21 protein-coding genes and 2 pseudogenes are annotated in these 19,639 nt (G+C 37.9%); 4 read left to right on the plus strand and 19 right to left on the minus strand.

The window, feature by feature from the left end; all coding sequences use genetic code 11:
• Window positions 1-99 precede the first annotated feature (99 nt).
• From HXT19_RS04465 to HXT19_RS04500, 8 genes are all read right to left on the minus strand, one after another.
• Complete coding sequence (locus tag HXT19_RS04465; protein ID WP_285089095.1) at window positions 100-375, minus strand: type II toxin-antitoxin system RelB/DinJ family antitoxin; 276 nt, start codon at window positions 373-375, stop codon at window positions 100-102.
• Between the two features lie 43 nt (window positions 376-418).
• Window positions 419-1,777, minus strand: a complete 1,359-nt coding sequence (locus tag HXT19_RS04470; protein WP_240318831.1) for an ABC transporter permease — start codon at window positions 1,775-1,777, stop codon at window positions 419-421.
• On the minus strand, window positions 1,681-3,288 hold the full coding sequence (locus HXT19_RS04475) for an ATP-binding cassette domain-containing protein (protein WP_014554489.1): 1,608 nt from the start codon (window positions 3,286-3,288) through the stop codon (window positions 1,681-1,683). The genes HXT19_RS04470 and HXT19_RS04475 overlap by 97 nt, the downstream gene beginning before the upstream one ends.
• A gap of 100 nt (window positions 3,289-3,388) precedes the next feature.
• Complete coding sequence (locus tag HXT19_RS04480) at window positions 3,389-3,823, minus strand: hypothetical protein (protein ID WP_004113272.1); 435 nt, start codon at window positions 3,821-3,823, stop codon at window positions 3,389-3,391.
• Window positions 3,824-4,076: 253 nt separating this feature from the next.
• Entirely contained in the window at window positions 4,077-4,262 is a 186-nt protein-coding gene (locus HXT19_RS04485; RefSeq protein ID WP_422119754.1) for a hypothetical protein, read from the minus strand.
• A gap of 93 nt (window positions 4,263-4,355) precedes the next feature.
• Complete coding sequence (locus HXT19_RS04490) at window positions 4,356-5,621, minus strand: YcxB family protein (protein ID WP_285067874.1); 1,266 nt, start codon at window positions 5,619-5,621, stop codon at window positions 4,356-4,358.
• A 197-nt stretch (window positions 5,622-5,818) separates the two neighbouring features.
• Window positions 5,819-6,778 carry a hypothetical protein gene (locus HXT19_RS04495; protein WP_422119639.1) on the minus strand — a complete coding sequence of 320 codons (960 nt, stop codon included), beginning with the start codon at window positions 6,776-6,778 and terminating at the stop codon, window positions 5,819-5,821.
• Window positions 6,779-6,907: 129 nt separating this feature from the next.
• On the minus strand, window positions 6,908-7,414 hold the full coding sequence (locus HXT19_RS04500; protein WP_101891932.1) for a GNAT family N-acetyltransferase: 507 nt from the start codon (window positions 7,412-7,414) through the stop codon (window positions 6,908-6,910).
• Window positions 7,415-7,728: 314 nt separating this feature from the next.
• Between HXT19_RS04500 and HXT19_RS04505 the strand changes: the two genes are divergently transcribed.
• The 4 genes and pseudogenes from HXT19_RS04505 to HXT19_RS04520 all read left to right on the plus strand — a co-directional run.
• Complete coding sequence (locus tag HXT19_RS04505; protein ID WP_004134772.1) at window positions 7,729-7,932, plus strand: helix-turn-helix transcriptional regulator; 204 nt, start codon at window positions 7,729-7,731, stop codon at window positions 7,930-7,932.
• Window positions 7,929-8,330 (plus strand): DUF2178 domain-containing protein, encoded by a 402-nt coding sequence (locus HXT19_RS04510; RefSeq protein ID WP_422119640.1) that lies wholly within the window; start codon window positions 7,929-7,931, stop codon window positions 8,328-8,330. Before HXT19_RS04505 ends, HXT19_RS04510 begins: the two co-directional genes overlap by 4 nt.
• A 363-nt stretch (window positions 8,331-8,693) precedes the next feature.
• Entirely contained in the window at window positions 8,694-8,951 is a 258-nt protein-coding gene (locus tag HXT19_RS04515) for a type II toxin-antitoxin system Phd/YefM family antitoxin (RefSeq protein ID WP_422119641.1), read from the plus strand.
• 215 nt (window positions 8,952-9,166) lie between these two features.
• A pseudogene (locus tag HXT19_RS04520) lies at window positions 9,167-9,370 on the plus strand (type II toxin-antitoxin system RelE/ParE family toxin); the annotation flags it as partial.
• A gap of 304 nt (window positions 9,371-9,674) precedes the next feature.
• On the opposite strand, the gene HXT19_RS04525 reads toward HXT19_RS04520, so the two are convergent.
• The 11 genes and pseudogenes from HXT19_RS04525 to HXT19_RS04575 form a co-directional block, all read right to left on the minus strand.
• Complete coding sequence (locus tag HXT19_RS04525) at window positions 9,675-10,307, minus strand: helix-turn-helix domain-containing protein (RefSeq protein WP_285084885.1); 633 nt, start codon at window positions 10,305-10,307, stop codon at window positions 9,675-9,677.
• 657 nt (window positions 10,308-10,964) lie between these two features.
• Window positions 10,965-11,402: a GNAT family N-acetyltransferase gene (locus HXT19_RS04530; protein ID WP_119675712.1), complete on the minus strand. Its 438-nt coding sequence runs from the start codon at window positions 11,400-11,402 to the stop codon at window positions 10,965-10,967.
• Window positions 11,403-11,473: 71 nt separating this feature from the next.
• Window positions 11,474-11,590: pseudogene (locus HXT19_RS04535) on the minus strand (conjugal transfer protein TraG); the annotation flags it as partial.
• Between the two features lie 31 nt (window positions 11,591-11,621).
• Window positions 11,622-12,107: an NUDIX hydrolase gene (locus HXT19_RS04540; protein ID WP_422119642.1), complete on the minus strand. Its 486-nt coding sequence runs from the start codon at window positions 12,105-12,107 to the stop codon at window positions 11,622-11,624.
• A 459-nt stretch (window positions 12,108-12,566) separates the two neighbouring features.
• Window positions 12,567-14,045 (minus strand): Lsa family ABC-F type ribosomal protection protein, encoded by a 1,479-nt coding sequence (locus tag HXT19_RS04545; RefSeq protein ID WP_004113321.1) that lies wholly within the window; start codon window positions 14,043-14,045, stop codon window positions 12,567-12,569.
• A 107-nt stretch (window positions 14,046-14,152) separates the two neighbouring features.
• Window positions 14,153-14,437, minus strand: coding sequence for a hypothetical protein (locus HXT19_RS04550; protein ID WP_004114737.1), 285 nt, complete (start codon window positions 14,435-14,437; stop codon window positions 14,153-14,155).
• A 91-nt stretch (window positions 14,438-14,528) separates the two neighbouring features.
• Window positions 14,529-15,122 (minus strand): DUF4097 family beta strand repeat-containing protein, encoded by a 594-nt coding sequence (locus tag HXT19_RS04555; RefSeq protein WP_004111245.1) that lies wholly within the window; start codon window positions 15,120-15,122, stop codon window positions 14,529-14,531.
• Window positions 15,123-15,392: 270 nt separating this feature from the next.
• Entirely contained in the window at window positions 15,393-16,820 is a 1,428-nt protein-coding gene (locus HXT19_RS04560; RefSeq protein ID WP_101887656.1) for a class I SAM-dependent RNA methyltransferase, read from the minus strand.
• A gap of 55 nt (window positions 16,821-16,875) precedes the next feature.
• Window positions 16,876-17,649, minus strand: a complete 774-nt coding sequence (locus tag HXT19_RS04565) for a DUF3159 domain-containing protein (RefSeq protein WP_101887657.1) — start codon at window positions 17,647-17,649, stop codon at window positions 16,876-16,878.
• Between the two features lie 56 nt (window positions 17,650-17,705).
• Entirely contained in the window at window positions 17,706-18,512 is an 807-nt protein-coding gene (locus HXT19_RS04570; protein WP_004114681.1) for a DUF3710 domain-containing protein, read from the minus strand.
• A 123-nt stretch (window positions 18,513-18,635) separates the two neighbouring features.
• Complete coding sequence (locus tag HXT19_RS04575) at window positions 18,636-19,499, minus strand: exodeoxyribonuclease III (protein ID WP_004113341.1); 864 nt, start codon at window positions 19,497-19,499, stop codon at window positions 18,636-18,638.
• Between the last annotated feature and the right edge of the window lie 140 nt (window positions 19,500-19,639).

The raw sequence follows: 19,639 nt of genomic DNA on the forward strand, positions 1-19,639 counted from the left end.
AGTGCACACTATGGATATTGGGTGCACTTTTTAACGATAGGAAAAGCTATCGTTAAAAGGTTTAATTTTCTAAAACCAAGATTACCCCACGGTTTCCTATCATCGTTCAAGCTCTTCAAAAACATCATCTATCTGATAACTATCACTTTGAGCCGCCTGATCATAGCCTTTAGCCATCAACGCGTTAAACGTTTTCTCATCCATATCATCTTGCGCTGGAAGAGACTTCGGAATAGTAAGCGAAAACGGAATACCCTTATTAAGAATGATTTGACGATAAAACATGTCAATAGCAGTAGCCCTAGGAATTCCAATAGTTTCCAAAATCTGCTCCGCCTGCTGCTTAATATTTTCCTGTATTCTCACATTCACCATCAGTAACGTCTCAACGAACGCAACTCACAGTACTTTTGGATTCTTAATATTCATCAAAATTAATCACTTTATCAAATACATCACAATTAGTTTGCGCGTGCAACACAACTACAAGCTTGTTATTCCTCGTTTTAGCACATCTGATAGCTCGCACGATTATTTCACGTTCACTACAACCATCAGCATCAGTTACACTTTTGAACGTCTCATCCAACATAACAACAGTTCGCTGCTGAGAACCAATACACTTTGTGAGCGACGTGAAATCTGGAGCAACAATAGCACCGTTATCATCAAATAAGTAATCTTCAATCAGCATACAATTCTGAGTATTGTTATGATCAAACCAATCTCGCAACAATACTGATTTACCAGCACCACTAGCGCCAATAATAGCAACTGAAGAAATATCACTATCAGCAATAGTTTTACTAAGATTCTGATATGCTAATTCATTCCTCTTATACGCTTGCTGCTTACGCTCATAATTTTCCAAACTGAAAACTCGCTGAGCAGTCTGGGTTAAAACTCCTGAATCTTGCAAAGTTTCAATCACATTTTCCAAGCTTGACGACAGCATTACCACAAAATACAACACAGCACTAGCAGAAGCAAAATTCATTGATGATACTGTAAGCATATAAAGTATTGAAAATTCCAACACTAAAGAAAGACTTTGCATCATGCAATTTCTCACTGTGTAAATATTGATAAAACGACGCATACGCTGCCAATACTTATTTTCTGACGAAGCATAATGATACTTGCGCGAACTATCAAAAATAGCACCTTGCGGTAAGCTTCGCGTTGATAATAACGACGATAATGCTCCTAAGAACTTATCGCGATATTGTGCTTGTTTATCCGCAGCCGTATTAAGTAATCGAGAACCGGCATACCATATTAGACAAGATAACGGCACCATAATAATCATTATGTATACGTACTGCGGTACTGCAGCAATTGTCATAGCAAGAACTATTACTGTTTGAACAATAATAAAAATAACGTGTGCAATAGCACTAGGAATACTCATCTGTAAGTCAGAAAAATCATCCCCAAGTCTACCTAAAACATCACCTTTATTATCAATATTTGAATACTTATGCAAACGCATAATCAAACGATTATGCAGTTTTGTAAGTCTCACAATTGGCACAGCATATACAGGAAAATTAAGAGCAATAATACCAACTACAATAAGCAAGCTTGCAAACAATGCAGAAGACTGAAGCATATTTAAGTTGGTGTTCGTAGCAATATTCTCTACAAACATTAACTCAGCAAGAACTATGAGTACTGTTGCTATCGGCAAACAAACAATACTAGCGGAGAATAATTCGCGCACAGTTCTAATGAACTTACCACGTGATTCTGCACCTGTAGGAATTTTCGATTCCACACAATCCGCTTGCATAGTTTTACACTACAAGTATTCTGCAAATGATTTTCTTCAACCACACTATGCGTGACTTGCTTAGAGTTGTTACCATAAAACACGCAAGGAATATACTCTGGATTACGTGCAAATAAAACAATATGATGAACTTGAGAACTTAGCATAGCTTGTGAAACTGTTTCTCGAAGCTCTGGATTTAACACAGAAAACACGTCATCAAGCACCAAATATTCCACGTCTTGAGCAAACGCCATAGCCAGCACCACGCGTTGACACTCACCAACAGATAACGTTTCAGGATTATGCAAAAACCTATCCGCAACCTCACGTGACACATTAAATAAACGCAAGAAGTTTTCGTACTTCCGACGAGTATCATCGCTCGCAATATCAAACCAAGCTTCAATAAGCCCCTGCGACATAATAGGATTACAAGGCACCAATATTTTACTACTGCTAACAATGGAATCATACGCATTCAACGCCGATCCAGCTTCTTTAGACAAAAGAGCGAACTTATTATCAAACACAACAGAATCAGAAATATTAGTAGCATCCGCGAGAGTATTATTCATAGCATTTTGCTCTAATTGCACTAAATCCTTGTCCATTGGAAGAGCAAGCCGAATCACGCGATAATTCACAATATTATTCTGCATGGCGCCATACAAATATTTAATCGCAAAAAGAATTCCAACATTAAACAACGCATTTGGAAAAATAGTTACATGAACAAGAACAACACCAGCAAGCAGTAATGTCAACCCACCTTGCTCGACAATATTACTCAATAATTGAGGAAATATGCGCTTATAAAGCACTCTTTCTTCTGCTTTACGTGCATCTTCAATCGCTGTAATACCAACATTATAACGATACACTCTTGAAGCGTGAGGAAGTTTATCAATAATTTTACTGAGAAGATTACGACGTTTACCTTCTAAATCCACATAGTTCTTCCACAATACGCCAATCCAACGTATAAGGAACAAATTACCAACGCATAATAGAACTAATAGTAAAACCGCTACAATACTATTCTCGTGATATTGAACAACACAGATAGCAAAAAGAATAATAAACTGCAATATTGATAACACAAAATCAACACCATAAGCTATCTGACTTATCTGATTTGGATATGTTAATGCCGAAGACTGCAATGTTTCATCATCATTATTCTGAACAGATAAACGCACAAAACGATGGAAAGTAAGCTGACGAAACAAAGCGATAAGAAGCATTTCACAACGATCTTTAGCAATAAAACCAGATGCTTGTAAGAAGAAAGATAACGCCAACTTAAACGCAACAAACCCTTCAAGCAGCGTCGAAGCAGAATGCAACGATCCCATCGTATAAATAAGCAGCAACATTCCAGCAAGCTGTATCAAACCAGTAATAAAAACTGATAACACCTGCGGCATAAGAACTATAAAATATACTAAAGCACCTTTTGTACGTTGATGCTTCGCAACGAACGAATCATAACGAGATACAACCCTATTTAACATATACCTCCAACATACATATTCATTCCAAACCCTCTAATCTACAAGTTTCATTAACTAATTCATCATCAGGGAAACGATTCAAATCAAGTGCAAAATATCACTATTTCTTCTTATAACCTACAGCAACATTACCTGCTTTATTAAGCCCTGGTACTTTAAGAACATCAGAGCCTGGCTTGTCTTTTAAATCAAATTTCCCAACTAAAAATAAAGATTTAAGTCCCGGACCAGGTAAATTGAACGATGAGTCAACTAACTTAATACGCTTATCTCCAAGAGTGACTTTAGACAAATCATAGTGAGAATCAAGAATATCGCGCGACACAAAGAGATACAACTCATCCTTATTCATATAGTTTTCTGGTATACGAAACTCTTCCCGAGACACCGCCACCGTTTCCCAATGATACGACGCAAGCTCCGCCTTCTCTTCATCGTCAGCACATCCCGCAAGAGAAAAGAGAGTACCTATCAGCAGAAGTACAACAAGACAACTTTGAAAAATGGTTTTACCAAAAATAGTTTTACTTCTCATAACACTACTAGCCTCCTTTTCGCTAACACGACTCTGTATCAAATGATCATAAAACAGATTATTAAGCAAACAAGATCTACAATTCACTCTGATTACTGTAATAGTCTTAATAAATATATTATTTTTTTTATTAATTTGTCTAGACTATCGACGCTAATTTCTTCACTTACTAGCAAACTATAATTTTCATAAACAGCAAGATTCGCATAAACAAAAGAGCCAGAAGTAGAAGAAACAGCATAATCGCGCGCGTTTAATGCCTCCAACAATATTCCCTCATAAACGAAGCAATCACCTGCAAATCTTCACCCTCATAATATTCAACAAGCAACTTCTTAAACTCAGGAACCCTATTTTCTGGAATAACCAACAAGCCATTACTATGAGAAATCAAATAATGCAGGGAACTTTTTACAATTTTTACACTGATTTGTTCCACAAAACATAAGCAACTAGCGCACACAACTATGGATTCTACTATCTGGCGATCTTCCTACACTCTTCGATTCTAGCATCCAACCAATCTGCCTTACTACCACTCTGCCTCACTCTTTGTAATTAGTCCAGTGCTATATTCATACGTGTAGGTGTTCTGCATATGAGCATCGCTCGGCGACCAGCTTCCATCTGAAGATTTTGAAGCCTTAAACAGAATATAAAAACCACATTTTCCATCCTGAGAGTCCCTGTTATACTGCAGATAAGTAATGTCCGAAAGGCTTTCATTCAAAACAAAGTACATATCTCCCTTGGCAGTATAGTTCTCCTTGAACGTAAATCCTTGCGCCGCAAAATACTTATCAAATATCTTAAGCGCTGCATTTCTTTCCTTTTTTGATTCTAAATCACGCGCAGCGGCATCATGCAAATCGGAATTTTTCTCTGTCTCTTCAACCTTTAATCTTGTATCTTTCCTGTTATTACGATCAATTCTGCTATACCACTCAGATTCACTTATTTTTGGATCAGTATCAGTTGAATCTTTCATTGGTCGAAGATACTTAAGGAAAAATGGGCCTTCAGACTTATAAAGATAATACTCAAAAGGAGCATACATATCGTCCACGTGCTCTGTATACGTACCATTATCATTTTGTTTCACAGAATATCTGTCAACAATAAACAAAACGTCAAAAAATCCAAGACCTAAGATAATCAATACACAAAGCAGAACATGTAGACAACGAAGTACAATTCTTATACCTATCTTCCGTACACGCGAAATAAGATAGAGATTATAGAAGACACATACAAGAGAAATCGTAATCATCCAAACAACTGGCATTGCCGCGCATATAACATATACCCAAGTCTGCAAAAGCCACTGATTTGGAAGACGTACCGCAGTTATTCCAAAGAATGCAGTTAGAATGCCACTTAACACAAAAAAGCAACAAAGAATTAGCGAGATTCTACCCTTTCCCCATTGCTTGCCATAGCTAAGAAAAGATTTATTACGCTCTACATTTGCACTACGAAAACGGCTGTGTAGATTGCGCTGCCAAATAACACAAATAACCCAAATAAGAGAAACTACAACAAGAAGCAGAATTGCAAAACAATAAGTGATCCATCCAAAAAGCTGTAGCTTATTGGACGCCATAAAAACAGTTCCAATAATCATTAAGATGGAAAAGATTTCCGCACTCAGCTGTAAAACCTTATACTTGGATGATCCCTTATTTGCACTGTGAAGGTTTTCACATATTTGCTCATGTGATTCACAATATAGAGGATTTTTCTCATCTGTAGGAGTATGTTCCTGCTTTTCTTTCTCTTTCATCGATGAATCTGACATTTTTCTATCCCTATATTCTGTTCCTATATTGCGCTTACGATTTGCAATTGTTCTAATTATTCCAGTCGCTTAGTCTGTTCTCTTCTAGCGTAAATAATCGCGAGTATTTCAACTTCTTTTCTACTCTCATCAACACAACGCTTTCAACATACGTAGAGCCCTTTGCTCAAAGAAGAAGAAAACAGTCTTATAAAATCTTATGCAGCTACTGCGGTTCTTCTCCATGGATGATGCTTTATAACGATAACAATATCTGTAAGCACAACACCAACGACTACGCTTACCCATACTAAGCTCGGTGTAAGCAGCCAAGCGAGAACACCAAAAATCAGCAGTCGAAGCAGCACAACAATAACCAAGAAAGGCAAACTTTTTGTTAAGCATTTCTGTTGATCAGCCTTCAATGCGCCCATCAGAACCATAACCGCAGCCGCCGCGCAAGAAAATAGCATATTGCCCAAGAACATGACGAGTAGAGTTCGCCATCCAGCAATAGTACCAAGCATCCACCATTGCAGCATCAATGCAAGCAAAAATGTGACAACATCGCATACTGCTTCCATCAGCATATTCGCAACAATTAACGAGGAGAACGTTAGAGACACACCTCTAGAAGTGTCTGTTTTACCTGCGCTCGCATGCTGTAATGCAATCATGTTTCTCGCCTCGGCGCGCTTTACGCGCTCTTCTTCAAGCATTTGAACGCCAAGCTCAACCGATTTCTTTGAAGCTTCCTGTAATTGCGCATCCGTCATACATGGCTGCCAAGGCTTTTCAAAAACAAACAGCAACACACTAGTAATCGCTGCGCCAATAATAATGCTTAGCAGCGTAGTATTGGAAACAAGCAATAAAGCAATACCGGAAGTCACCAGCAGCCTGAGTACGAAATCGATGATTCCGATAAGCAAATCGCCAGACCTGTCATCTGGTCTGCGATGCCTATCCCACTGCAGATACGCTGTGCTTAGCAGCGAAAACACCACAACACTCAGTGCGAGTATTGCCACAGTTTCCCAACCTAGTACGCGGTGCCCTATGAACTGTTGTACAAGCAACGCAATAATAAGCGTGCAAATGCCAGCAACAGTTTCTGTAATCACATGACCCCAAAAAGCATGCTTGAAAAGCACTGGTCTTACATTCGTCTCACTCATCATCTTCTCCTAGAAAAAGCAATTACGGAATATCGTGCTATGATTGCACAGCTTCGATTGCACAAAATGTCTAAAAATTGTCCTAAGTCACGATTGAGTGGTCAGTATAGATAAAATTTAATATTTTTCCTATATATTAATCCAATACCTTCTTGTTGTAACGTTTCCTCTTGATAAACTATTTTTCACTTTGTTTTCTAAAATTCCACCATTATTTTCTATAACTTTTATAGATCCGATATTGTCATCATCACACGTAATTAAAACTTTATGCAGATTCAAAGTCTCTTTACAATATGTAAGTGCCATAGAAAGCATTTTTGTTCCATAGCCCTTCATGCATTCAGATTGTCTAACTTCGTACCCTATGTGACCACCATAGTTAATTAAAAAAGAATTTAATTCATGCCTAATATTAATTTCACCAATAAATTTTTCATTATCTATCAGCCAAAATGTAGTAGCTCTAACATAATTTTCAGGTAAATTTATACCATGTTCAATATTATAAGAACTCTCTATAATTGTATCATAGTTTCTAAAACGTCTTTCAGCATTCGGCCTAAAAATCTCATCTTCTTCATTTGCTTCTATATAACCTTGGATATATTTACTATCTGGTCTAATTAATTTCATAAGTTCTCCTTATTCTTAATATGTGATTCTAATAAGAATACAATTCTATTAAAATTAGAATCCATAATAGTCTGTTTAGCTTTAATAGTATTACTATTAAAAAAAAAAACCACACATACAAGCTTTATTAAAGAAAAAATTTAATTTTTTCAACACATTAGCACTACATTTACATCAGCATTAGCAAAGCAAAGCTCACGGCAGGTGCTCCGCCACATCTTTATTGAATACAATGGAAAGCAAACTTGACATTTACTCTCGAAACAATTATCTTATATGTAAAGCTAGCTTTCCATTAGGAAGGAGAATGTAATGTGAAAAATAGACTTGAACAAATTAGAAAAGAAAAAGGCATAACACAAGAAGAACTTGCAGACGCACTCGAAGTATCAAGACAAACAGTCGGTTCTTTGGAAAATGGAAGATACAACCCGTCAATCATATTGGCATACAAAATTGCCAAGTACTTTGATTTAACAATCGAAGAAATATTTATCTACGAGGAAGATAAAAAATGAAAAAACAGAAAACCCAAAATTTTTGGTACATAGGATATGTAATAGGAATTTGCGGACTAATTCTTGCACTCACTCTTAAACTGAACGAATCCGTAGAAATTGCACTGTCAGTTGTTTTTGTTGCAACTATCTCACTTTCACACGTAAAAATCATGCACTATAAGATGATAGAAAAAGACCACAACTACAAAATAAATGTGAACGATGAAAGAAACGAGAAAATCAAAGATAAAGTAAATGCAACAATAGCATTCATACTAATGCACCTAATGGGAATAATTGCCATAATTGCATTTATCACAAAAGCATATTTACCAGCTGCTCTTCTAGCTATTTCAATCGCATTTTCTCCATTAATCATGTTTTTTATCAACAAATATTATGAGAAAAAATATTAAAATCAGACCTGACCCGCTCATTTACTACTTATTACGAAGCTTACCAACTTTCATAAATTCTTTATCTCTAATACGGAACTTTTTTATGATTATTGTGACGGTTTGTTCCCCAAAACATAAACAACTAAATTAATAATTACTCGACAGCAAAATAGCAAAATCACATCTAGAATCTCGAGGAGTAATCTTAAATCCACCACATACTAAACCTTTTAACATTTAGTCATTACAACCGCATTTTTAACCAAAGCCAATCATCGTACTAATATCTCGCCAAACGTCGGAATAAAAGTTCGATAGCGCGCTAACTATTGTAATCTTGATAATATTATGATACTTTTTTGATAAAAGGAGGTTGATACTATGATCAATATTCGCCCAGTTTCCGATTTAAGAAATAAATTCCCAGAAGTAGAAGAAACAGTTATAAATTCAAATACACCAGTATTCCTTACAAAAAACGGTTATGGAACTATGGTTCTCATGAGCATCAAACAATACTCCACTCTCACTGACAACGTTGAAAGAAAACTCGACGAAGCAGATACTTTTGCCGCAAACACTTCTACACGTCTTTCTAAAGACGACGTCTTTGATAGCGTAAGGAGAAGGATTAATTAACACGAGAACACCACTACTACAGGATTAGTGTACGCAACTTTTCTGTTTTTTACGTTGTCATCGACGACACTATGGAAGTGCGAAGACTTCTATACTCAAAACGAAATATTGACGCACTACTGGAATAACTATTCCTAATAACAATCATTATTATGCTAACGATTATTAAAAAAGCTATCGTTAAAGGTTTAAAATTGACTTTATAGCCTGATTTCAGGCATGGTATCCATTCTACTAACACCATGCCCATGCAATATTAGATTGTTGGCTGGAAGCCGTGGTGTTCTAAAGGAATACGCAGGGTTCCCATAGATAGCTACACAGCTTTTTACCTCGTAGATGAAGATAAATGTAGCGTGACGGTTGTTCGTATCTTTTATGCAGGCAGAAACATCGAAAATATTATCAACAACAAATAATGGAAATTCGACAATATGTGACATATCTTTCTAAAAGCCCAATGTAACGTTTTATATGGTCAAAATCATGACTTGGTGACAATGAACTTTTTACGCATAGGTCAAATAATTTCAATAGACTAGCTAGATGCAAAGAATATGCATTTTTATATGTGTGCAAAAATCGAATTTCATTTCTTATGATTAACTGTCATGTAAAACACTAAAAGCATGTACAACACACGGAAAATAAAAATCAGAAGAATGCGGAAATCAAAACTGAAAACCACATTCTTCTGACCAATTCCCAACCAACTACTGGTTCTTACTTATCATGCAACTTACCAACTTGCATAAATTCCTTATCACCAACACACATCTTCTTATCAGTGAACTTTACTCGCATCATTCTGCTAATAATATACTCATCCGTTATCAGCACAAAAAATTGCTTTTCTTTTTTATTCACCAAGTAATACTGTTCACTGCCAATACTCTCTACCGCTTTACCGAATGCAAACGTATCAAACAAAGGAATATCACCGAACAAAGTAGTAATACACCCGATAAAATTATCCATAAACTTTTCAGACGAATTTGGAATAAACTTCGTCACCGTGAGCATAATAATTTCAGCGTCTGCATATTCATCGCGAATAATTTGTTCCTTCATCTTGATTTTCTTACGAACACCTAATTTTGCATTAAGACCATACTTCTCTAAATCAATAGGCTTCTTAATGATTGACAAATCAATAGCATTGTCTTTATCCAACAAATGGTCGACAGTAACACCCAGCGCATCCGCAATCACCTTCAAATTTGCAACATCCGGCAGACCGCGACCACCTTCCCACTTCGCTACCGCAGCACGCGAAACCATAATCATTTCAGCAAGTTCTTCCTGAGTTAAACCCGCTTCCACGCGCGCATTTCTGATTTTTTCTCCTAACAACATCGTATAACTCCTTTCATTGGCCATTAGTTTTCGTTCTTAACGATTATTTGTTTTGCTTGTAATGCAATTAATAATCGCACTGCGTAATTACATGCTAACGAGCAACATATGAATAGAAAAGGAACGAGCGAGAACACAAGTGCTACGAATCGTAACATGGCATTTTCTTAGCACACGCGCACATAATTATGTGAAAATAGCTGTTTCAAAAGAAATTTATACAAAACTAACAGAGAACGTACAAAATCCAAGGTGCACGATCCATACAACACAACGCGCCGAAGACCGATATCCACCTCATTACTCTGCTCTCATTCATGCCAATCCCCAACAACGAACGTACGGAATAAGGCAACAGAAACATAAGTTTGTTGTCAAATGCATGTTGGGATATATAACACAGAAAGCAACAGTTTCAGAGTTCAGAAGGAAAAGTTTCATTGTATCCAAGAGTTAAGAAACTAGAACTAACATTTTGTCGTGTATATATTAGTGAGAAGCATTTGAAATACTTTCTTAGCTTCTTAGTGAGTTTTCCCTATTTATTGATAGCAAAACATAGGGAAATTAGGCAAGAAAAAAGACGATAGATTTTTTCTTTTCTATCGTCTTACGCATTTAGTATTTAATTTTTCAGTTCAACAAACTAGAATTGACTTATTCGAAAATTTTAATAAATCTCTTTTGCGTCTTATCACATACATATCCTATATTTTCATAGAATTTATGTGCTTCTGTTCTTGCTTCTGCTGAGTTTAACCTGATAAACTTAATTAATTTTTGTCGAGAATCCATTTCTAAATGATTCATCAATTTTTTTCCAATGCTTCTTCCTTGAAACTCTGGTAAAACAGCTAATCCTAGAATATTTAATCCACAATCTGAATAAAGACTCTCATATATTTCAGCATGTATAAATCCAACAACTTTATGTAAATCCTCATCCTCATAAACATAAATCACATGATGCTTTTTATCAGCTGATAGTTTTGTGATTTGATTCTCTACTAACTCTGTAGAAACAGTATATCCTAAAGAAATATCACATATTTCTCGTATAGATTGAGCATCTTCTTTTGTTATTTTTCTAATCATTTCATCGCCTCCACAACTCCAAATTTATCTAGCTCTACTATATCGAATACATCCTCGACCATATATAAATCTTACAATCTTGTAATTACCGTATTTCTATTAAGCTTAACCTTGCCTTTTCTCTTTATATATTCTTCAATATCAAACACATTATTATTGTCACAATCTTCTAAGAAATAATATTTACGTAACGATCTCTTGCCATAATAGCGGGATTCATTAATATCTTTCATCTGAAATTATATGCTCTATTCCACTATGCTCCGATTTAAGATATTCTTTCATAAATGTCGGGTAAGCCTTGCACTTATCAAGCTCATCTATAGGTAACCAATGCATTGTCTCTTTAGCACCTGACTCTGTAGTGCTTTGGCTCGTAAAATCTCTTTTGCCCATGGGCTTCATCAAGTAGTAGAGTGTAATCTCATGGAAGTCTACTCCATCTAAGCCGGAACTACCGATGAATAAGTTCTCGTGTATTACGGCAAGGTGATCTACTTCATAATTAAGACCTGTCTCTTCAAATACTTCTCTCTTAACGGCTTCTTCTGACGTCTCGCCCATGTGAACCGCTCCGCCAACTGAGTAGAAATAGTCATCCTCATCATTTCTTGCAAATAGCACACAACCTTCTTCGACTATGATAGCTGCCGCTCTATATCTAAATGCTTTTTTATCGTTAATAAATCCGCAATTATATTCCATAGTTTACTCCTTTATTTTTTATCTAATGACTGTGACTTATGGTTCAAATGCAAACAAGTTCCCAATCTTAATTGAAAATCCAAGTGATTGATACATTTGTATATCACATTGTGCACAAGCAACAGTCATTGAACTTATTGCACTCGACCCTAGAGCGTTGATATCTTCCCTCAAACAGCCAAAATACGTTCAAAAACCACGCCAAGCCAGCTTAAATCCACCACGCATTAAACCTTTTAACGATAGCCCTCGCTAAACCCTGCTATACAAGGGCAAATTTGCACCCACCTAATCAGCCCTTGACATCAATACGACAGTCTCACATGTTTCAAGACTACCCTGATGATAACCATGCATCAAAAAAGAGCCTTAACGTTCGTTGCAGGAAAGAAGCTGACAAGGGGAATGTCGTATGATGATAAAAGTCTAAGGCACTACAAACTGGGATTTGGATTTTACTTAAAATTGTATTATTTTATTAGCGATATCTTCTACAAATCGCTTATCGTGTTCCACAAATATGAGTGTAGGCTTTGCTTCTTTTATAATTTCCTCAATCTGTATTCTTGATATTACATCTATATAATTCAGTGGTTCGTCCCAAACAAATATATGAGCTGGCTTTGAGAAACTTACAGCAATTAAAACTTTCTTTTTTTGTCCATCACTATAATTCTTCATATCCATTTCAAATAATTCTCTTGAAAAATCTAATTTTCTTAGAATTGTTTTACACAATGTTTCATCAACATCTTGCTTGTGAATATATTCATTTAGGCTACCTGTTAAATTAGATGTGTCTTGAGGAATATACGAGATTTTTAAATTACCTGCTAATTTTATCTCACCTGTATACTCGTGATTTATACCTAATAAAATTTTAATCAAGGTTGATTTTCCGCTACCATTACCCCCATATATAGCCACTATGTCGCCTTGCTTTATCTCGAAACTTACATTATTTAGGATCTGTCTCTCTCCATAGCATGATGATAAATTGCTAACCGATATTAGAGGATTTTTATGATGATGTAATGGATGCAATAATAGACTTTCCTTTGTTTCGATATCTTTTAGTAAACTCTGTTTTTCTTCTATTGCCTTGTTTTGTCTATTCTCCAAATTCTTAGATTTTTTCATCATCTTGGCTGATTGATGACCTATATGTCCTTTGTCTGGTTTTACACCTGATACTTTTACACCATTTTTAGTATTTTCAATTTTATCAGACCAAATTTGACTTTGTCTTGCAGACTCTTTTAATCGTTTAATATCTTTTCTTAATCTCTCATTTTGACTAATTTCAAATTGGTCTTTCATCACTTTGTTTTCATACCATGATGTAAAATTTCCCGATTGGACATCAATAGAATTCCTGTTAATAGAAATAACATGATTGATACAACCATCTAAAAAATCTCTATCATGAGATATAAGCAAAAATCCTTTTTTACTTTTCAGATATTCACTTACAATTTTTCTTCCGTCCATATCTAAATGGTTTGTTGGTTCATCAATAAGTAAAAAGCCATCTTCTCTTGTAAACAAAATAGCTAAAAGGATTTTTGTTTGTTCCCCTTTAGAAAGCGTTTCAAACTCTCTGTAAACAAGGTTCTCATCTACATTTAGCAAACTGAGTTCTCTAAATAACTTCCATTCTTCATCATCTGATATTAGTTCTTTATATAACTCAATTCCTAATTTTGAAGTATCGCTTATATTTGGTGGAAATTTAATAAATTCAACATCCTTGCTTATTTTACCTTGATAAGTTTCTTGATTTAAAAGTAACTTAAATAGAGTTGATTTACCGATTCCATTTCTTCCTATCAATCCCGTTTTCCAGTTTGTATCAAAGGAAAACGATACATTTTTAAATATGGGTTTTACATATCCATAATATGAGAAAGTGAGGTTTTCAATTTTAATTACTGACATAAAACGCCTCCCTAAATTATCATTTACCGCCCGGGTGCAAAGTGTGTGCACCTTTTAACGTTTAGTTTTTCATGTATTACTACGGTTATCACTGCTTTGCTTTTCAGTCATTTCAATTCTCGATTAGGTAATTTTCCAGTTCTCAAAGCGACAGTAACAAACTCAACCTCTTGCAAGCACTTCTCGCAAAGTTCATAACCTTCATTGAAGTTCACTCTTGACCTAAATGTGCTAGCAATGAATTCGCATGGTGAGGTGATCCTTTCAACTACACCGCACCGTTCGCACTCAGCATACACATTCCCATCCTTAATCGGAATAAACATTCCATGATCTTTCTCATTTCCCATGACGCTAACATCTTCGAAATCATCAAATTTTACATAGAGCATATACGGCTTCCTCCTTTATCGGTATGTCTATATACGCTCTAATTCCAACTTATATCAAGTTTTATTGCTTCTTTTTTGATCTATATGTCTGCTACTTCGCAATAGCTTTCCCATTAAGACAGTGCACCATGTAATGCGCAAATCCATCGTTTTTACAATTTACCTTCTTCTTATCTGAAACCTCGGTGACACCATTCTCACAATCTACTTCAAGGCTTGCATCCTTGGTGATTGTTCCTTCTAAAATACTCATGCCATTTAACGTATCAAGCGTACAAACATGAGTTACTTCTACGTTTGTTGCTGAAGCCAACCCATTATAACATTTAAGAAAGACATCATCCGCCTTCAAATTAACAACTTCTACCTTGCCATTGTTCACTTCTACATAAAGCTTACCAATCTCAATATCCGTGATGAGCACTTGATTAGAATCAGATTCAACCTCACAAACTTCCACATCATGTGGCAAACTCACAACAATTTCAGGCATACCCTGAGTAAGCCACCTCACCCAATTCGAAGCTGAGACTTTTTTAGTTTGAATAAGCCTTATAACATTTTGCGCTTCCTCAACCCTCAATATATCTTGTTCACAGTTAACAAAGCTCACACCAAAGGTATCAGCACGTTTCACCGTTAAACGAACATCTTTCGTCTCTGCGATAAACTTCTTATTATCCATTCCTTAAGCACCTCCTCGTGCACATACTAATAATCAGGTTTCATTTTACCTTTTGAGCTATATTTTCCCACTTCACAGGGTGGGTGCAAAGTGGGTGCACTTTTTAACGTTAACATCCTGTGCACTCAACCCTAGAGCGTCGACATCTTCCCTCAAACAGCCAAACTGCACTCAAAAATCACGAGAACCCAGCTTAAAGCCGCCGCACATTAAACCTTTTAACGATAGCCCTCGCTAACCCCTGCTACACAAGGGCAAATTTGCACCCACCTAATCAGCCCTTGACATCAATACGACACTCTCGACGTGATGAGTTTCCGGATATAAGTCGAATGCGCGCAAAGACTGAACGCTGTAGCCAAGCTCACTAAACGTGCCAACATCGCGAGCAAGACTAGTCGGATCGCAGGCAACGTACACAACAGCTCTTGCTCCAGACTTCGCAATCTGCTTACAAACTTGAGCTTTAGCACCAGCGCGCGGAGGATCCAACACAACAACATCTGGATGCGCAAATCGGCGCACAATTTTAGACGATTTACTCGCCTTAAACACCTGCGATTCAAGCGTTTGCGCAACATCCCCTTCAAGCGCTTCAACAATATCTCTGCTAAGCCCTGCGCGCCCAATGTTTCGCCTTGCGTTCTTTACAGCAATCGGCGCACCCTCAATACTAAGCACGCGCGCTGGCTCTGCAGAACCAAAAGTGCCAGTAGTACCAAGAGCACCCACAGCACTAGAAGAATCTCCTCCAACATTAGCCAAAGTCGCAAGCGGAATCGTAAACAAACCCGATCCAGAATACAAATCCCACAAAACCGTATTCTTAGTACGACCACCAAGCGCAGAACGAACTAATCCCAAAACGTAGTTCACCAAATGCTCTGGAGCTGCGCGATGAATCTGCCAAAAACCGCGGGCGTCAACATCGTAATCAAAAGTACGCATACGCGATGAATCTCCATCAACAGCAACGCGTACACTCTCACTCAACAATGCCGATCCTGCAACCAACTCATCATTTACTATAAGCGCATAATTTTCGCCAATCGCACTAAGAAGCGCAGCCTTATCATTAAAATCAAAACCATCAACTCGAGGCTCTGGAACAGCAAGACGAATTTGCGCATTTGGCGAGAAAGAACGATTCCACAAGTCCAAAGAATCCGCAACAGCCAAAACCGCGCGCGACGCAAGTGGCATAGTATCAATCGCAATGCGATCATGCGACTCGCGCTTACGCATAGACAATCGCCCTTCATCATCCGCAACCAACTCCATGCGCGTACGCCAATTAAACCCGTTAAGCTCCTCATCCCCCGGCATGCGCTCAACAGTAATATCGCTATCCGCAATATCCATATGCGCTAAACGCTGGAATTGATTGGCAATTACGGACGCCTTCCAACGAATCTGCCCAGGCAAAGAAACATGAATTAAATCCGCGCCACCAACTCCGCCACCCTGAGCCAAAGGACCAGCGAGCTTCCATTGCGGCTCTACACGATCAGCGCTAGGCTCCAAAACTTCCACAACTTCCCCAGTAAAAAAGTGCGCTTTTGCACGCATCGGCTCATCCATGCGCACAACAACCAGCTCACCAGGTAGCGCAAATCGCACGAATACAACGCGTCCGTCAAGATGACCTACGCATCTTCCTTGATCCGCATAACGCTCGATTCGCATCGTCACTTGCATAAACTACCCCTTAGTTTTGCGTTTTGTTAAGCCAATTCGCTAACACTGATTTTTGTTAAGCTGATTTTACTTCACTTGAATTTACATCGTTTTTATCTTCGTCAATCTGATTTTCTTCACGATAATTTTCTTCGCGATTTTTATGATGAAGACGCATAAACGGCGTTGCAATAATCAAGTAAGAAACCCAAATTGCGAGCGCCCAGAATGGCAATCCCATAAGCAATCGAACAGTGCCGAGCCAGACAACGTGATTCGTCAAATATAATGGCACTTGCAAAACAAGCCTCAGAGCAAAAACACCAATCCACAATCCAGTAACATACATGTATGCACGCTTAAGCGGCTTATAATCAAGCCATTCGTGCAGCCACTCGCCAAAATTTTCCGTAGGCATTTTGCGAATCGATTCAATCACAAGCCCAAGCGCTGGCACGCGCACAATCAGCGAAATCGCAAGAAGCGCACCATACACAGCGTTTGTAATAAAGCCCATCATGTAGTAGTCGCGAGCTTGATGACTCGTCCACACCCAAATAAGGCAAATCCCTACAGAAACCAACCCACTTAGAGCACCCATAATCGACTGGCGTTGAATCATGCGCGCCACAACTTGCAAAACTGCAAGAGCTGCAGACGCAATAACCGTTGTTTGTACGTTTCGCGTTACAACAAAGCAAATAACAAACAGCAAGCCTGGCAGCATGGATTCAATTACGCCTCGAACTCCTCCAAGGGAGTCAATAACAGAAAACGTGTTTCCTTCAGATCCAATAGAAGCCAAAGAGGCTAATCCTGAGCGTTTTTTGCCGCGCGAATCTTTTTCCAAGACAATATCCTTTGCTGCCTGACTTTTACTATCGACTCTTAACTATCGACTCTTAACTATCTGATTTCAGAAAACATTGGTCCACGAGTTAGCGTGGTTTTGACTTCTACTTGCTGATCTGCACCAAGTGGACCCTTTGGACGACCTAGATTTTCTTCAGAATCGTCAGAACCAGCAGAACCATCTTTACCTGCATTACTTGGAGCAACCAAATCGTGCATTGGAATCATATCTCTAGGAGCAAGTGGCTCTGTTCCGCGGTCTATAACAATATCACTAAACCACTTGTTAAGAAGCACAGTCTCTTCGCTTGTTTTTTGCGACTCTAAAGCAGCACTCCCAGAAAACACTCCGCGAAGCATCCAACGCGGACCATCCACACCAACAATTCTAGTTTCCACTGTCTTATCGTCAACCTTGACTGGAAGTATGAGTTCCTTGCCAAAAACTCCATTCGCTTCCCTAGCATTAGAGTTTCCCTTAAGCAAATCCGCACGAACTTCACTCCATATTCCTTCTGTTTTAGGAGCTGCAAATGCTTCAACCTCAATGCTAGAAGATTTATATGTAACAGTTATGCCAAGAACTTGACCAGTTTCACGCTGCTTTTTTACTCGCAACTCTATACCTTGTAAATATGGTATATATATGGAGCCGAAATCAACATAAGTACCTAAATTAGGTAGTTTCTCATCAGACATGTCCCATGGACCTCTAAGACTTCCGCGTCCTAAGTACGTGTCTGCATCATATCCGCCTGCAGTCAGATCGCTTAGAGCGGAATTTTGGGATTGAAATTCTGCAAGATTCTCAGCATCATCTTTGGCAGCTTTCGACTTGCGCTTGGATTTAAACCATCCCATGGCTCCTCTTTTCTAATGGATTCTTCTTAATAAGCTCTAATTGCCATTTTTCGATGAATACTTTACATATTTCTAATGGCTATTTTTACTCAACTTCACCAGCCTATCACAAGCAAAGCAAAATCACACATTATATTTTATGTTTAAAGCAGCATGGTCAGACCAGCGAGAATCGTAGCTTTGAGCACGATCAATCACGAATCCGCACGCAGTTTCTGCAATTTCAGGTGTTGCAAACTGATAGTCTAATCGCCATCCAACGTTATTATCAAAAGCTTTACCTCGTTGACTCCACCAAGTGTATGGTCCTTGAATATCGCCAGCAAGCATACGCATAACGTCCACAAATTCATACTCGTTAATCCAACGATCAATATAAGCGCGTTCCTCTGGCAAAAATCCAGCACTTTTCTCATTCGCTTTAGCGTTTTTAATGTCAAGAGGCGTGTGTGCAATATTAAAATCACCGCATAAAATCGCCTGATTTCCGCCACTTGCAGCAATATCTCTAAGCTCCCCTAATCGCTTTAACATAGTATCTAGAAAGCGGAATTTTTGCTGCATTTTCTGTGGATCATCAACGTTTCCAGCGTGAACATACACAGATGCAACAGTAATATCATACCCTTGCGGAGTATGTACGTCGGTTTCTACCCATCGCCCAGAATCAACGTCTTCACTTAAACCAGGCAAACCGTAACGCTGCTCTACAACTGGCAAAGTCGTTACAAGCGCCACACCAGCTCTACCTTTTATTTCACAAATCTGATTTGTAACAGAAAATCGCCTGTCATTTTGACCAGATTCACCACTTTTAGACGTATACAAATCCTTGATTTTACTCATAATCGGATCAATCGCATCTTGCGGAGCGCGAACCTCTTGCATACACCACACATCTGGCGTGTGATCTTGAACCCAATCGAGCATCCCCTTGCGCCAAGCCGCACGAATCCCATTCAAATTTGAAGTCGTAATTGTAATCATAAGTTCCACTCTAATATGCACACAACACAAAGTACGCAAAAATAAAGGTGCAGAAGTTTTGACTCCTACACCTTTATTTTAAATTTAAATTTATTTTAAATTTATAGTTTATAAGACACTAGTTTTAAGGCCCATAAACC

Source organism: Gardnerella sp. DNF00038 (assembly GCF_049262855.1).
Lineage (GTDB): Bacteria > Actinomycetota > Actinomycetes > Actinomycetales > Bifidobacteriaceae > Bifidobacterium > Bifidobacterium vaginale.